This is a genomic window from Paenibacillus sp. 2TAB23 (assembly GCF_052115165.1).
Taxonomy (GTDB): Bacteria; Bacillota; Bacilli; order Paenibacillales; family Paenibacillaceae; genus Pristimantibacillus.
Genome location: NZ_JBFRGD010000004.1, coordinates 293,477 through 307,709, shown reverse-complemented (window position 1 = coordinate 307,709; position 14,233 = coordinate 293,477). Strand labels below are relative to the sequence as shown.

General features: G+C 44.9%; 15 protein-coding genes and 1 pseudogene. 13 read left to right on the top strand and 3 right to left on the bottom strand.

Annotated elements, in window-relative coordinates; genetic code table 11:
- The first annotated feature begins 60 nt into the window (after nucleotides 1–60).
- Entirely contained in the window at nucleotides 61–246 is a 186-nt protein-coding gene (locus tag AB4Z29_RS08795) for a hypothetical protein (RefSeq protein WP_183561000.1), read from the top strand.
- 261 nt (nucleotides 247–507) lie between these two features.
- Here the strand turns inward: AB4Z29_RS08795 and AB4Z29_RS08790 are convergent, their stop codons facing one another.
- On the bottom strand, nucleotides 508–1,278 hold the full coding sequence (locus AB4Z29_RS08790; RefSeq protein WP_441942679.1) for a hypothetical protein: 771 nt from the start codon (nucleotides 1,276–1,278) through the stop codon (nucleotides 508–510).
- Nucleotides 1,279–1,559: 281 nt separating this feature from the next.
- Between AB4Z29_RS08790 and AB4Z29_RS08785 the strand changes: the two genes are divergently transcribed.
- The 5 genes from AB4Z29_RS08785 (at nucleotide 1,560) to AB4Z29_RS08765 (ending at nucleotide 6,343) form a co-directional block, all read left to right on the top strand.
- Nucleotides 1,560–2,684, top strand: coding sequence for a sugar ABC transporter substrate-binding protein (locus tag AB4Z29_RS08785; RefSeq protein WP_441942678.1), 1,125 nt, complete (start codon nucleotides 1,560–1,562; stop codon nucleotides 2,682–2,684).
- A gap of 122 nt (nucleotides 2,685–2,806) precedes the next feature.
- On the top strand, nucleotides 2,807–4,297 hold the full coding sequence (locus tag AB4Z29_RS08780) for a sugar ABC transporter ATP-binding protein (RefSeq protein WP_441942821.1): 1,491 nt from the start codon (nucleotides 2,807–2,809) through the stop codon (nucleotides 4,295–4,297).
- On the top strand, nucleotides 4,294–5,286 hold the full coding sequence (locus tag AB4Z29_RS08775) for an ABC transporter permease (protein WP_441942677.1): 993 nt from the start codon (nucleotides 4,294–4,296) through the stop codon (nucleotides 5,284–5,286). Before AB4Z29_RS08780 ends, AB4Z29_RS08775 begins: the two co-directional genes overlap by 4 nt.
- 160 nt (nucleotides 5,287–5,446) lie before the next feature.
- On the top strand, nucleotides 5,447–5,938 hold the full coding sequence (locus AB4Z29_RS08770; RefSeq protein ID WP_441942676.1) for a hypothetical protein: 492 nt from the start codon (nucleotides 5,447–5,449) through the stop codon (nucleotides 5,936–5,938).
- 63 nt (nucleotides 5,939–6,001) lie between these two features.
- Complete coding sequence (locus tag AB4Z29_RS08765; protein WP_441942675.1) at nucleotides 6,002–6,343, top strand: antibiotic biosynthesis monooxygenase; 342 nt, start codon at nucleotides 6,002–6,004, stop codon at nucleotides 6,341–6,343.
- A 145-nt stretch (nucleotides 6,344–6,488) separates the two neighbouring features.
- Here AB4Z29_RS08765 and AB4Z29_RS08760 read toward each other — a convergent pair whose 3' ends face one another.
- Nucleotides 6,489–6,860: a hypothetical protein gene (locus AB4Z29_RS08760; protein ID WP_441942674.1), complete on the bottom strand. Its 372-nt coding sequence runs from the start codon at nucleotides 6,858–6,860 to the stop codon at nucleotides 6,489–6,491.
- 245 nt (nucleotides 6,861–7,105) lie between these two features.
- On the opposite strand from AB4Z29_RS08760, the gene AB4Z29_RS08755 reads away from it, so the two are divergent.
- The 6 genes and pseudogenes from AB4Z29_RS08755 (at nucleotide 7,106) to AB4Z29_RS08730 (ending at nucleotide 12,507) form a co-directional block, all read left to right on the top strand.
- The gene (locus AB4Z29_RS08755; RefSeq protein ID WP_441942673.1) at nucleotides 7,106–8,161 is read left to right on the top strand and encodes an SPFH domain-containing protein; all 1,056 of its coding nucleotides are present in this window, start codon (nucleotides 7,106–7,108) and stop codon (nucleotides 8,159–8,161) included.
- Nucleotides 8,158–9,117 (top strand): sugar kinase, encoded by a 960-nt coding sequence (locus AB4Z29_RS08750; protein ID WP_441942672.1) that lies wholly within the window; start codon nucleotides 8,158–8,160, stop codon nucleotides 9,115–9,117. Before AB4Z29_RS08755 ends, AB4Z29_RS08750 begins: the two co-directional genes overlap by 4 nt.
- A 235-nt stretch (nucleotides 9,118–9,352) precedes the next feature.
- A pseudogene (locus tag AB4Z29_RS08745) lies at nucleotides 9,353–9,871 on the top strand (TerD family protein); the annotation flags it as partial.
- Nucleotides 9,872–9,937: 66 nt separating this feature from the next.
- Nucleotides 9,938–10,609, top strand: a complete 672-nt coding sequence (locus tag AB4Z29_RS08740) for a vWA domain-containing protein (protein ID WP_441942820.1) — start codon at nucleotides 9,938–9,940, stop codon at nucleotides 10,607–10,609.
- Nucleotides 10,610–10,873: 264 nt separating this feature from the next.
- Nucleotides 10,874–11,623 carry a phytanoyl-CoA dioxygenase family protein gene (locus AB4Z29_RS08735; RefSeq protein WP_441942671.1) on the top strand — a complete coding sequence of 250 codons (750 nt, stop codon included), beginning with the start codon at nucleotides 10,874–10,876 and terminating at the stop codon, nucleotides 11,621–11,623.
- A 68-nt stretch (nucleotides 11,624–11,691) separates the two neighbouring features.
- A complete protein-coding gene (locus AB4Z29_RS08730) occupies nucleotides 11,692–12,507 on the top strand; it encodes an AraC family transcriptional regulator (protein ID WP_441942670.1) in 816 nt (271 codons plus the stop codon).
- A gap of 61 nt (nucleotides 12,508–12,568) precedes the next feature.
- Here the strand turns inward: AB4Z29_RS08730 and AB4Z29_RS08725 are convergent, their stop codons facing one another.
- On the bottom strand, nucleotides 12,569–13,471 hold the full coding sequence (locus AB4Z29_RS08725) for a LysR family transcriptional regulator (RefSeq protein ID WP_441942669.1): 903 nt from the start codon (nucleotides 13,469–13,471) through the stop codon (nucleotides 12,569–12,571).
- Nucleotides 13,472–13,612: 141 nt separating this feature from the next.
- Here AB4Z29_RS08725 and AB4Z29_RS08720 point away from each other — a divergent pair, with 141 nt between their 5' ends.
- Entirely contained in the window at nucleotides 13,613–14,227 is a 615-nt protein-coding gene (locus tag AB4Z29_RS08720) for an acyl-CoA thioesterase (protein WP_441942668.1), read from the top strand.
- The last annotated feature ends 6 nt before the right edge of the window (nucleotides 14,228–14,233 follow it).

The following is a 14,233-nucleotide window of genomic DNA, read 5'->3' as shown; positions in this document are numbered from 1 at the left end:
CATGGAGCAGCTTTGTTATATAATTGTCCATATGGTTCGAAAAGAAGGAGCAATGAGTCAATGATGAACTTCGAGTGTGAATGCGGCAACAAAACGGCAATGTTCGCTACAGGAGACCGGGACGAGCAGGGCAGGGAATTTATTGAGATTGAAGATGATGAGCGGCTTACTTTCATAATCGGTGACAAAAGCGTTCTTTTTCGCTGTTCTTTCTGCGGCTATACCTACCGACTAGAGCAAATCTAAACAAGATGCTTTTCCAGCTACGATAGCATGTCCTAAGCTTCTTCATCCGTTAATTGCGTTATATAATGATCGGTCTAATTGTTTCATGAAACAGGCTGCCTCTTCAAACCTTGCAAGGTTTGAAGAGGCAGCCTGTTTTGGTAAACCAACTTATGCGGAACCGAGGATTGAAACACTTGCCTTGGAAAGAGCCTGAGCAATGAATTTTTCAAGCAAAAGTACTTGTAAAGCTTTAGTTCAATCACTCTAAGCCAAAGTATTTTACTCCGGTTTGTTCTTTTGAATTTTTGCTGGATTGTTGATTTTGTAGGGAATCGGATGCTTCGTCAGCTTCTTGGCGACAATTTTGCCTTCGAAGTGAATGATATCACCAATCTCCAGCTCGAATTTCTTGAGTGTCGCGCTATGGCTTGACCAAGCATCTTCAATAGCAAGTGCAGGCTCTTCGATGGATACGGCTTCATAAATGACAACTTCATCCTCTGTATCGGAAAAGTTGTTCGGCACGGTCGTAAATTGTTTGACTGTAGCAGTCATTTTCACTTTTTCTTCCGGAAGCTCGAGCTTAGCCTTCTTTTCCTTTTTTGCTTTTTCTTTCGGTGGAGCTTTAACTTTAGCCGCTTGCAGCTCCGTTTCTTCCACCTGAACAGCAGGAGCTGCTTCAGCTTCTGCTGTCTCGGGCATTGCTATCTCGAGTACAGCAGACAATTCTTCTGCACCTGTTTCTTGAACGACTGTTTCTTCAGAAAGAACGGCAGTCTTTGTGCCATAATTCGCAGCTTGCATTTCTTTGAGATAGGAGGGGTGAATGCAGTGCTTCTGACCATTATCGAATGCAATGACAGCCGTCATTTTATCAGCGAATCCAATGATGCTGCATGAGAGCTGGCTTCCATGGCCTTTATAAGTAAACATTTTGGTTTTGGCAGCCTTCTCGGATACCAAGCCCCATTCCTTGCACTTTTCTATTTGCTCCGCATCGTTTTCGAATTCTGTATACGTTTGAGGTTCAATAATAAAATGATGTACCATACTTTTTTCCGCCTTTCGGTTTGTTCAAATATAGGAAAGTATATCCTTACACCTTACTTTGTCTATATTTCTACGCGAAACGTAAGCTTTGCCGCCAGAGGACGGCTTCAACCGTTTACACTTGCCTATTATTTTATCACTTTTTTGAGATGAATGCGTTTAACTTGTATCGACAGTGCAAAATAGAGCAAATTTTGTATAAAAGCTATTGACGCTAGTTCTAATATCCTATAGGATTACTTATATTATCAGACATATTATACATAGGGAGAGAAATCAGAATGATTAAGAAGAAAGTACGCGCGGTGTTCGGCTTGGTTATCGCAATTGCGATTGTGGCATCAGGCTGCGGACAAGCGAACAACGGGAATTCGAATGGCGAAGCAGCCAACGAAGGAACGAAAACCATTGAAAATCTTCCAGCGGCAATTGCTGCCAAGGATGAAATTAAACTGATGGTCATTCGTAAAATCGGCGGTGACGATCATACAGCTCAATTTTTAGCAGGTGCAAAGCAAGAAGGGGAAGCACTTGGCTTTAAAGTCGATACATTCTCAGCGAATGGCGATACGGCTAAATTCCATGATGCAATCGCGCAAGCAACGGATGGCGGCTACGATGGCGTTATTATCTCGCATGGCGATGACGAGGCTACTGTTGCAGACGTACAGAAGCTGAAGGACAAAGGCATCCCTGTCGTTGCTTTTGACTCCGTGAACGAGCTTACGGCCATCGRAGGCGTTACATTGACTTCGCAAGACGACGAGGCGCTTGCTCAATATTCACTAGATCAGCTTGTTAAGGAGCAAGGCGAAGAAGCGAAGATCGTATACTTGTGGGTAGATGGTTTTCCTCCTATGGTTCGCCGCAACAAGATTTATCAAGATACATTGGCTAAATACCCAGGAATTAAAGAAGTTGAGCGCTTTGGCGTTGCGAATGACAACACATCAGTAGACACGCAGAACGCGGTTGCCGCTATGTTGACGAAGCATCCAAAAGGCGAGATTGACGCGATTTTTGCAACTTGGGATGCATTTGCCAGCGGTGCAGCTAGAGCCATTGTCGAAGCAGGCCGCACTGAAATCAAGATTTACGGAATCGATCTCTCGAATGCAGATTTGCAAATCATGCAGGAAGAGAACAGTCCATGGGTTGCAACTGCAGCCGTTGATCCGAAAATGATCGGCGCTGTAAATGTAAGACTGCTTGCCAAAAAAATCGCAGGCGAAGAGACGCCTTCAACTTATAATTTGGAAGCAGCGCTTATCGATCAAGAAGGCCTTAAAAAATCAAGCGAGCCGGTCAATATGGTTAACCTTGCTGATATTTTGCCAGGCTGGGGCACGACTGATGCATTCGAAGAAGATTGGATGAAATCTTTGAAAGCAGCAAACGGCAAATAATCGTCAAATAATGATATAATAGCAATAAAAATGGCGCCCTTATCCATATGGATAAGGGCGCTCTATCCTGTTTGGGGAGGAAGGTGGGTCTGTTGTTAGACTCAAAGGCAAGCGTACTGGTCATGAAGCGGATATCAATCGCCTTTCCAGGCGTGCAAGCATTGAACGATGTAGATTTTCATACAGCTACCGGCAGGGCGCATGCTTTAATCGGGGCCAACGGAGCGGGGAAGTCTACCTTAATGAAGGTGCTCGCTGGTGCTCATGACCATTACACGGGAAGCATATCCATTGATGGCAAGGAGCTGCGGATTCGTACGCCGAAGGATGCGAAGGACAATGGTATCCAGGTTGTCTATCAAGAGGTCGATACGGCATTAATTCCTAATCTATCGGTTGGCGAGAATATTATGCTGGAGCAGACGGTACATAATATGAAAGGGAAGCACCTGATTAAGTGGAAGGAGCTTCATCGTTCTGCACAATCGATTCTGGACCGTATGAACATTAAAGTACCTACAAAGAAGCTCGTGCAGGAGCTCACCCTAGCCGAAAAGCAAATGGTGCTTATTGCACGTTCCGTGTCTAGGCAATGTCGATTTCTAGTGTTGGACGAGCCTACGGCTCCACTAAGCCATAGCGAGACCGAACAGCTATTTCGACTAATCCGTTTATTGAAAGATGAAGGCGTTGGCATTATTTTTATTTCACATCGACTGCCTGAGCTTTATGAAATTTGTGAGGACATTACGATTATGCGTGACGGGAAGCTGGTAATAAGAGAAGAGCTTGCTAATATCGACCAGCATAAAGTGGTTGAGCTTATGCTTGGAGCCAGAATGGAAGGACAATTCCCTTATGCAAAGAAAGAGATCGGAAAGAAACGGTTCGAAGCCAAAGGTATTCGAGACGGAGAAAAAGTTAACGGAGTGAACCTGCATGTTTGTAATGGCGAAATCATTGGGCTGGCAGGCTTAGTGGGAGCAGGCAAAACAGAGCTTTGCCGTGCCTTGTTCGGTGCAGCACCCATTGTTTCCGGACATTTGTTTATGGATAACCGAGAGCTTCGCATTCGGTCTCCCTACCAAGCAGTCAAGAATGGCATCGCCCTAGTCCCCGAAGAACGCAGGCGTGAAGGGGTATTCGTTGAAGAATCCGTAAGCGTGAATTTGACTGCGGCCATCCTCTCGCGATTTACGAAATGGGGTCCCTGGCTAAGCAAGCCCAAAGAGAAACAAGCTGCAGTAGAAATCATACAGAGCTTAGGTATAAAGACACCTAGTGCAAATGCTAAAGTCAGCAATCTTTCTGGCGGCAATCAGCAAAAAGTAGCGATTGGCAAATGGCTGCTGGTCGATGCGGACGTATACATATTCGATGAGCCTACCAAAGGTGTTGACGTAGGTGCAAAGCGTGATATATATGAGCTTGTCGCAGAACTCGCAAGCAGGGGGAAATGCATTATTTACGCATCGAGCGAGATGTCGGAAATGATCGGCATAACGGATCGGATCTATGTCATGTATGACGGGCAAGTCGTGAAAGAGCTGGAGACAAAACATACGAGTGAAGAAGAGATTTTGCTACATAGCACTGGAGGCTTGTTAACATGATGGCTGCCGATACAGCTCGGGAGAAGAAAAATGTTCAGATCGTTGATTTTTTATATAAGTACGGAACGCTAATTACCATCCTGCTGCTTGTCGTCTTTTTCGGTACGGTTACCGATAATTTTTTAAGCACGACCAACATTATTAACATTTTGCGCTCGATATCTATTGTAACCATTATAGCAATTGGGCTTACCGTTTCGCTTTCAGTTGGCGGATTTGATCTGTCTGTAGGTTCCGTGGCTTCCTTAGCGAATGCACTCGTCATCTCCATGTACGTGTGGCATGGTCAAAGCTTTGGTCTAGGAATTGCGGTAACGATTGTGTTCTGTCTCGTTGTAGGCGTGATAAATGCATTGCTGGTCATTAACTTCAAAATACAAGATATGCTAATGACGCTTGCAACGATGTTCGTGTTCCAAGGTGTCGCGCTCACGTATACCCGAGGAGCGACGATTTCGCAAAATATGGTCATGCCTAGCGGAGATTTTGCAACAGGGCAGATTCCGAAGCTGTTCGGTAAGCTCGGACAAGTGCCGTGGATTATTGTTATTATGCTGGTCATCGTCGCAGCGGTCCATCTGTTCCTTACGTACACGAAGCATGGCCGCTACATGTACATGATTGGCGGAAACCAAGAGGCTGCAAAGCTATCTGGGATTGCTGTGAGCAGATATCGGCTGTTTGCCTATCTGATCTCTGCATTATTCGCCGCAATAGGCGGGATCGTGCTTGGAGCTCGTGTAATGAATGCTGAAGTAAACGCAGGCGGTCCTTATTTGATGGATGCCGTGGCTGCTGCATTTATTGGCTATTCCGTATTCGGGGCGGGCAAACCGAATGCATTCGGTACATTTGCAGGTGCGGTTTTAATCGGCATTTTATCCAACGGATTAATCATGCTGTCGATTCCGTACTACGCGATGGATATCGTTAAAGGATCTGTATTAGCGCTTGCACTGGGCATTACCTATTACAAAAGAAAACATTAGCCGCCAAACATCGCCGTCTGGGCTTGTACCCAGGCGGCTTTTTCTATATCATCAGCTGAACTCAGCCTGCAGACGGAGAAGGAATCCAACCAAGGCGCGAGTTTATACACTTTAAGATCTGTCAGAATGTAAAGACATACATTCGGGTGGGGGTTAGGCTATGAAAGAGATCATTACATATTCGGGTATCATAGAGAAGCCTTATCAAGAAGTCGTTCATTATATGTCAACGATGCCTACCGGAAGCATAACCGCGAATCATTTGCCGCTGCTTCTGTCGGGAGCATCTGGAAACGAAGGTTGCCTTCATGTCAAAGGCGGTCCGCAATTATATACGGTGTTTACAGGAGAGGAAGCTTCAGCTATTAGAGTTGCTTATGTGGATGTTGATGCTGTGAACGGACATTTCACCATATTTGGCGGCTGGTGGTACCGCAACGATTACGAGTTGAAGCCGCATGCCAAAGGATGCCAAGTGAGATATTCGATTGCAAATGCGGCAACTCCGGTGAGCAGCTGGCTGGTCCCCTTTTTGAAGGACTACCGAAGCTTGAAAAACGAGAAGAGAACCGGCCGAGTGATGCGTGCGTTTGATGATTGGATCGCTGTTGTAGCGGTTAGGCTGCAATGCAAGACTTACAGAGTAAACTAGAATTATTTGACAATGATAATCGTTATCGTTATATTTTATTTAGGAATGATAATAGGAGTGATTATGATGTTCATACAAGTAAGAACAATCGAGGTTGAAAAAGGGCATTCGCAGCAGATCGTCGACGATTTTGGGCAAAAGGGCCATATTGATGGGATGGATGGTTTAATTGACATTCATATTATGGTGAATCGCAAAGCAAAGGATTCCGAAGAAGTTGTGATTATGGTGCGATGGGAATCGGAGGATGCTTGGAAAAATTGGGAAAAGGATYCGGTTCATCTGGCAGGTCATCGAAATAGGAAAGACGAAGAGAAGCCATCATTTATTATTGACTCATCCGTTTCCATGTATGATGTCAAGAAAATAAAAACGGGAACGTTCGGGAAGGAACAAACCGTTTAAAAAGGTTTTATCCGCTTATAATGGGTTTTTTAATCAAAATCGTAAACGAATGATTAGAAACGAGTATGGTCATAAATGCGACCAGGTATAGATTAAAAAGAGAACCGTTGGGCTATTTGCCCTACGGTTCTCTTTTTTTGGAGAACTAATAGCAATAATAACGTTCCCATATTTTAAAGGAATCGTCCTTATTCTTGTCCCACCAGCAAATTTCATCCCACCAATCATCATCGTCCAACCAATCGAACCAGCCTTTTTTGTCCCAATCCTTATCCGAGTTGTGATTGTTTGAAGTATTGGAATTCGAATGATTGTAATTACCGTTATTGCCGTTATTACCGTAGTTGCCGTAATTGCTGTTATTGCTTTTCGTAACCGAAAATACCGAAAAAATGCTGGAAAGGAACCCTTTTTTATTATCTGAAGTAGCTTTACCTGATGAAGCGAACGCAGTCGCGGGGAATATACACAGACTTAGAAGCAGCGTAAGACTAATGATTTTTTTGAGTTTGGACATGACAGTACCACCTCCCCCGCCAAAGCATCAATTGCGAACTTTAATGTTCGTTATAAAGAATTTTATCTTAAAAAGCCTATTTTGTAAACGAGCTTTTTGCAAATAAATGGATAGTTTGGAGGGGGTCCAAGGTCATAGAGCCATTTCGTCGATTGATAATTTCGATTTGACAATATCGAAATGATTTGGTATTGTTTTGATAATGTCATTATGAAAATATAAAGAGCGAAAGTGAGGTTTTCATTATGTTTGGATTCCGTTTCGTCAAGTTTCAACCAAGCGATTATGTTATTAAGGTGAAGAACGGCAAGGTTATACAGGAAGGCATCGGCTTATCCTTCCATTACTATGAACCTACAACGTCCGTCGTAGTCGTTCCCATCTCTTCGATCGATGTGCCGTTCATGTTTGAGGAAATCACCCATGATTATCAGACGGTAACTGTGCAAGGGCAATTGACTTACCGAATTGTCGATTACAAGAAAACGATACAGCTTCTGAATTACACGTACAATCTGAAGAAAAAAACATATATCTCGGATGATCCGAGCAAATTGGCTCAAAGAGTCATTCATATCGTGAAAGATCAGGTTAAGAAGCAGCTGGCGTTGCTACCGCTTAAAGAAGCGATACAATCCAGTGAACAGCTTGTTCAGCGCATCACGAGCGAGGTGAAAGGGAGTGAAGAAATCGACAATCTAGGCATAGAGCTTATGGGGTTGTCAATCTTGGCGGTTCTGCCGAACAAGGAAACCATGCGGGCACTCGAAGCTAAAGCTCGGGAGGAAATTCTTCGGGATGCGGATGATGCGTTATATGAGCGAAGAAATGCTTCTATTGACCAAGAAAGAAAAGTGAAGGAAAACGAGCTAAGTACTGAAATAGCGGTCGAAACGAAGAAAAAACAAATTAGAGAAACGCAGCTGGATGCAGAACGTCTCGTGAAACAGAAGCAGAACGAAATGAAGGAAGAGCAATTATACTTCGATACAGCCTTGGAAGAAAAGAGGAGCAGCTTGATCGAGCTTGCCATCACGAATAAAAACGCGCAAGCAGATGCCAAAGCATACGAGCTTGCAGCTGTCATGAAGGCAATGAGTGGAATCGAGCCATATGTTCTGCAGGCAATGACGAATATGGGAATGGATCCAAATAAGCTTATCGCAATTGCGTTCCAAGATATTGCGGAAAAAGCAGAGAAAATAGGCCAGCTTACGATTACACCTGATCTCTTGCAAAGCATGATGTCCAGTCCAACCGCGACTTCAACAGCCAGCAATAGAGGAGGTCAAGCGAGATGAGCGAGGACGCCCTCAGTCAGAAGTTTATTTTGATCAAAAGAAAGACTCGTCTCGAGGAATTAATCGTACGTTATAATACGATTCAGCAGGCACAATTCTACATTGAGCGACTGGGTGCCGATTTCAGCGACTATTTGAATGAGAATTCTCATTATCGAGACGCCGTTGTCCAGACGGAGGCGGAGTTGAAAACGTACGGCAGGGTACAGGTTATCGACCGGGAGCATGTTTCGCAGTTTATATTCGGCAAGCATGACATCGTAGTTGCCGTTGGCCAGGATGGGCTAATCGCCAATACAATGAAATATTTGAACGAGCAGCCTCTGCTTGGCGTTAATCCAGACCCCATGCGCTGGGATGGTCTCCTGCTCCCCTTCACCGTTAAGGATTTGAGCTTAATTGTGCCTGATGTTCTTCAAAAAAGGCGTCAGACCAAGGAAGTAACGTTAGCACAGGTTCAATTGAATGATGGGCAAATGCTGTACGGCGTTAACGACGTGTTTGTCGGACGAAGGACGCATGTATCGGCTCGCTATCAACTCGAGCTTGGCAATCAGATAGAGCAGCAATCCTCCAGCGGGATTATTATCTCAACAGGGCTTGGAGCAACCGGCTGGTTTAAAAGTGTTCTTGCTGGAGCAGCAGGCATTGTTAGCGGAGCAACGAAACAAAAAGTGACGCTGGATGGCGGGGAGTGGGGATCAGAAGAAAAACGATTTTCATGGGATTCGAAGGTGTTGTATTTTACGGTAAGAGAGCCCTTCCCGAGTAAAACAACGGCAGCTGAGCTTATATTCGGCCAGATTAATGAGCGCCAGCCGCTCCGCATTACATCGCAAATGCCAGATGACGGCGTCATTTTCAGTGATGGCTTCGAAAGCGATTTTCTAGCCTTTCATTCAGGAGTAGAGGCAACCATCGGCATCGCAGCAAAAAAAGGTCAGCTTGTCGTATAGTCTAATTGTTGTGACTGTCGGCAGCTTTTCATTTCCCATAACATGTAAGCCAATTTATAGGTATACTGGTAACAGCACGTCTTTATATTCAAAGAACTATATAAGTTGAACGAATGAATGAGCTGCGCAGGCGGAGAGAACAACGTTATTCTGGAGAAACTCATGTTTCGTTCATCTTATATAGCAAGTTCTGTGCTGCACCCAGATAATAGGCTTACGAAACGGAGATGATTGCATGCTGTTGTCAAAAGGACAGAAAATAGATCTAACAAAGGGACGCAAGCTGGTTTCTATAAAACTATTGTTTGGATGGAAAACAAAGGACAGCTCCATCAGCATCGACGCAGCCGCGTTCCTATTATCGGAACGAAGCCGCTGCGAACGAGATGAGGATTTTATATTTTATGGAAATCCAGCTGCTCGAAACGGATCTATTGCTCATAGTGTTCTGTCCGATGCGAAAGATCAAGAAGCATTCACGATTAATCTGCAGCGAATGGATGAGCAAACAGCCAAGATCGCTTTTACGGTAACGATTCATGAGGGAGAAAAGCAAGGTCGCTACATGCAGGATGTAACTGGCTTATATATGCGAATTATCGATGAAAGAAGTAACGAGGAGTTATTCCGCTTTGAGTACGGGGATGATTTCACGAAGGAAACAGCAGTAGTCGTTGGCGAGTTGTATAGACATCAAGGCGAGTGGAAGCTTAATGCGATAGGCGGCGGTTTCTATGGGGGGCTTGAAGCGTTGTGCTCTAACTTTGGTCTCGAAATCGAAAGCGAGTCTGCAGAGGTAGCGGCTGCGGTAGAGGAGCTTGTGCATTCGCCAATTGATTTGCGTAAGAAGCTGGTACAAGTAACGTTAGAGAAAAAAAAGCTCACTAACGTGGTGGCAAGAGTGGGAATCGTACTCGATATTACTGGCTCCATGCAAACCTTGTACAAAAACGGTACCGTACAGGAGGTCGTTGAGCGCATATTGGCAGTCGCAAGCAAATTTGATGACAACGGTGCATTGGATGTTTGGGTATATGATACGCATTTCAGCCGATTACCGTCTGTGACGGAACAAGATTTCGGACAATATGTCCAAAATAACATTTTGAATAACAATGCCATTCATAAATTTGGACGAAACAACGAGCCTCCTGTCATGGAGGATGTCATCAAGAAATACACGGACGAGGAGGATGACGGAACGCCTGTCTTTATTATTTTCATTAATGATGGCGGAGTCGTCAAGCCGATCAAAAAGGTGATTACTGCTGCATCCGTGCATCCGATCTTCTGGCAGTTCGTAGGTATCGGTCATTCCGATTTTGAAGTGCTCAGGCAGCTGGATACGATGGAGGGACGCGTCGTCGATAATGCGAATTTTTTTCATCTGGACGATATCGCGGCAGTTACTGACGAGGTGCTGTATGATCAGCTGCTGAATGAATTTCCGAGCTGGCTGAAGGCTGCTAGAGAGAAACGAATCATTCGGTGAGAATCAAGAAAAGTTAATTAAAGTCCAAGCCCCAAAAGAGTCAGTTCCTCCTTAATCGAGGTACTGGCTCTTTTTTGTTTCAATGAAGTGACGCGTTGAAATAAATGGTTATCATATTTGTTGAATGTTCTATATATCAATTGCAGACACAAGGTTGATAATTAGAGCCATTGTTCGCTCACTCGAACGAAGGTAAGATACAACTATGGGAACACATCCTTGAGGTGAAAGCCAACATATGAATAACGAGAGGGGAATAACCATATGATTTCAACGCAATCACAGCTTTTAAAGCCGCTTTCAGAGGAACAGCTTGAGCAATATATACAAGATGGGTATATCATCATCAAAAAAGGCTGTAGCGCTGATCTAATTGAAGCGTTTAACAGACACATCTTTGATCTGAGATCCGCACCGCTGGATGAAACACCGGACTGGGCGCGAACCTCAGAAAAAGCGCGGTACTCCACCCGATTGTTTAATCCGCATCAGCATGACAGCTTCTCGCGCCAGGTCATGAAATTACCCATTATTCGGGGAACACTTGCCCAGTTAATGGAGAAAGAAGCGGTATGCGTGCAAAGCATGTTTTTCTATAAAGAGCCTGGTTCTCATGGGCAAGCTGCGCATCAGGATTATTATTATATTAAAAATGACCCAATGACAATGGTCGCGGCTTGGATCGCGATGGAAGATCTGGTAGATGAGGAAAACGGTTGTCTATGGGTTATCCCAGGCACGCATAAGCTTGGCCTACTGCCTCACGGTAAGGTCAAAAACTTGGAAGAGCATGAAGAATGGACAGACGAAACGGAAGGCATTGATCTGACCAAGCAGATTCCAGTCGTCATGGAGAAAGGGGATATTTTATTTTTTCATGAGCTGCTAATCCATTCATCGAATCGCAATCGGAGTAAGGATCGTTGGCGTCGCTCTTACGTGTGCCACTATATTCGCGAGGATTCGGCAGTGACGCTCCGAGAGGATCTTCGCGAGAAATATACGTTAACATAACGACAAATGGCCCGGACGCATTTCGTTCGGGTCACAGCCGACTTTTAGAGGATGGGTAGGGTGACTGCATGGTTGGAGTGTATGGCAATTTGCCCTACAGCCGTATAGAAACGGCTCACACGGGTACAATCATTTATCCTACGGGAGGGAAATATGGACCTCGCATACAAGATGATATGCAGCTGGTGCTTTTGCATTCGGGAGAAATGACGATAGAAATCGATGGAAATGAACATATGATCCCTGCTGGCTCTGCCGTAGTGTTAAAGCCGGGGCATGAGGAAATGTTTACCTTTTCAAGCCGCGGCGAAACTTGGCATCGATGGATATCCATACATATGGGCAAGCTTACCGCTTCCGAATTAAACCCGTACGAGGCTCTACCGCTTTTCCAACCGATATCAGAGGAGTTAAACCGCATTACCGACATCATGCTCTCGCTGCAGCTCAATCATCCTTCAAACAGTGAGGTTCTAAGGAGCTTAGGGATGTCAGCGCTGCTTCTATACATCTCGGAGGTGACCCGTACACGAGAGCAGGAAGACATGCATCCATCTATACAATTGGCAAAGAACTTCATACATAGCACTTTCCATGAGGAACTGGATTTGTCGGTTCTGGCTAGTAAAGCCGGTGTTTCCCCAGAGCATCTCATCCGTTTGTTTCGAAATCATGATAGAACGACACCGATTAAATACTTATGGCGCTATCGCGTGCTTAAAGCACTGGAGTTTTTAACGCATACAGGTCTGACTATAACCGAAATATCGCTTCGTTGCGGCTTTAAGTCAAGCTTCCATTTCGCTAGAACGGTCAAGCAGCATACAGGTCAAACACCTACTGAAGTTAGGCAGAGTTCATGGAGGGGCAACAAGGCGGAATAAGCGAGCTGTATATTTTGAACAAAAGAGCTATCCACCACTTAAAAATGGCGCGTAGCTCTTTTTATTTTTCAAGGCTATGATCACCAAGCTCGGCTTCAACAAATCGGATCCATTCCTTCGACGCGAAGGATAAATAGTTGTCCTTCCGCCAGATCATAGATAATTGCCAAGGAATGGAGGGCTTCTCGATGGCTACCGTGTGAAACCGATTGCTGTCTAATTGAAGGCAAATCCCTTCAGGCAATAGGGTAATGCCATATTTAGCGGCGACCATTTCCGTCATGAAATCCCACTGAGAGCTCTCGAATACTATTCTCGGTTCGAAGCCGGCTGCTGCACAATGCTCCTTAATGACCTGCTGGATCGTGAAATCGCTGCGGAACATGATGAAGGATTCTCGCTCCAGCTGCGAGAGCTGAGCTTTGTTCATGGAAGCTAACGGGTGCTCACGGTGAACGACCAATCTTAGGTTTTCGTTAATGCACGGCAATACATGGTACTTTTCCATATTTTTAATCGGGAGGATGACCATGCTGAAATCCAAGTCGCCTTGAAGAATATCCTGCTCAAGACTCTTACCGCCCTGTTCAATGATCTGCAGCTTGATTTGCGGATAATGCGTTAGAAATTTTTCAATGACAGATGGCAGAAAGTAGCTGCCGACCATTGGCGGTATGCCTAGGCGAAGCGTACCTTTCTTGAGGGAAACAACCTCCTCCAGTTCACTCGACATATCCTCGAACGATTGAATAATAGGCTTAGCCGATCGCAAGATGGACAAGCCGGCGTCTGTTAAGGTAATTTGCTTGGCAGATCGATCAATCAGTTGTACACCAAGCTCCTCCTCAAGCAGTCTTACCATTTTGGAAAGGGAGGGTTGGCTGAGATGCAGCACTCGAGCTGCTTGCGTGAAGCTTCCCGCTTCGGCCACCGCAACAAAATATGTCAATTGCTTGAGATCCATGAAGGTCTCTCCTTTGTGTAAGATATAAATATGCATCAATAGTTAAAAGGAATGCGAACTATTCAATATATGTATTTTACCTATATGTCCGCGGGGTGTAAACTTAAGCCTAACAAAATTATTGAAGAAAAAGGTGTTACCATGAACATATTAAGCAAAATTGCGATACCCCATGCATCCCGTCCCGCTTCAGATTCGCYTACCATAAAAGAGTCGATCGTGCTTCCACCGGATACCAATCATCATGGCACGATTTTTGGCGGCAAGCTAATGGCCTACATTGATGATGTGGCTACGATAGCTGCAACCAAGCATTCACGCCGTCCCGTTGTGACAGCATCTACGGATTCCGTAGATTTTCTTTATCCAGTAAAGAAAGGCGATGCCGTAAGCTTATCTGCATTCGTCACGTGGTCACATAAAACCTCTATGGAGGTATTCGTTCGTGTCGTGACGGAGGATTTGCTGACCGGGAAACGCAAAGTGTGTGCTACTTCTTTCTTAACGTTTGTCGCGCTAGGCGAAGATGGCAAGCCTGTAGAGGTACCATGTGTAAACGCAATTTCTGATGAAGAGAGAGTGTTATTCGACTCAGCATCTGAACGAAAAGAGGCGCGCCGCATTCGCAGGCAGGAGAGCAAGCATTTTGCTAACTTCATGGGTACGGACTCTGCCTTGAAGAATGCCTATGCGCCAGCGTTATCTGGTCAATCGGCTAATAAAGGATATGAATCAGCTTGGGGTGTTGAATGGTAATAGGGA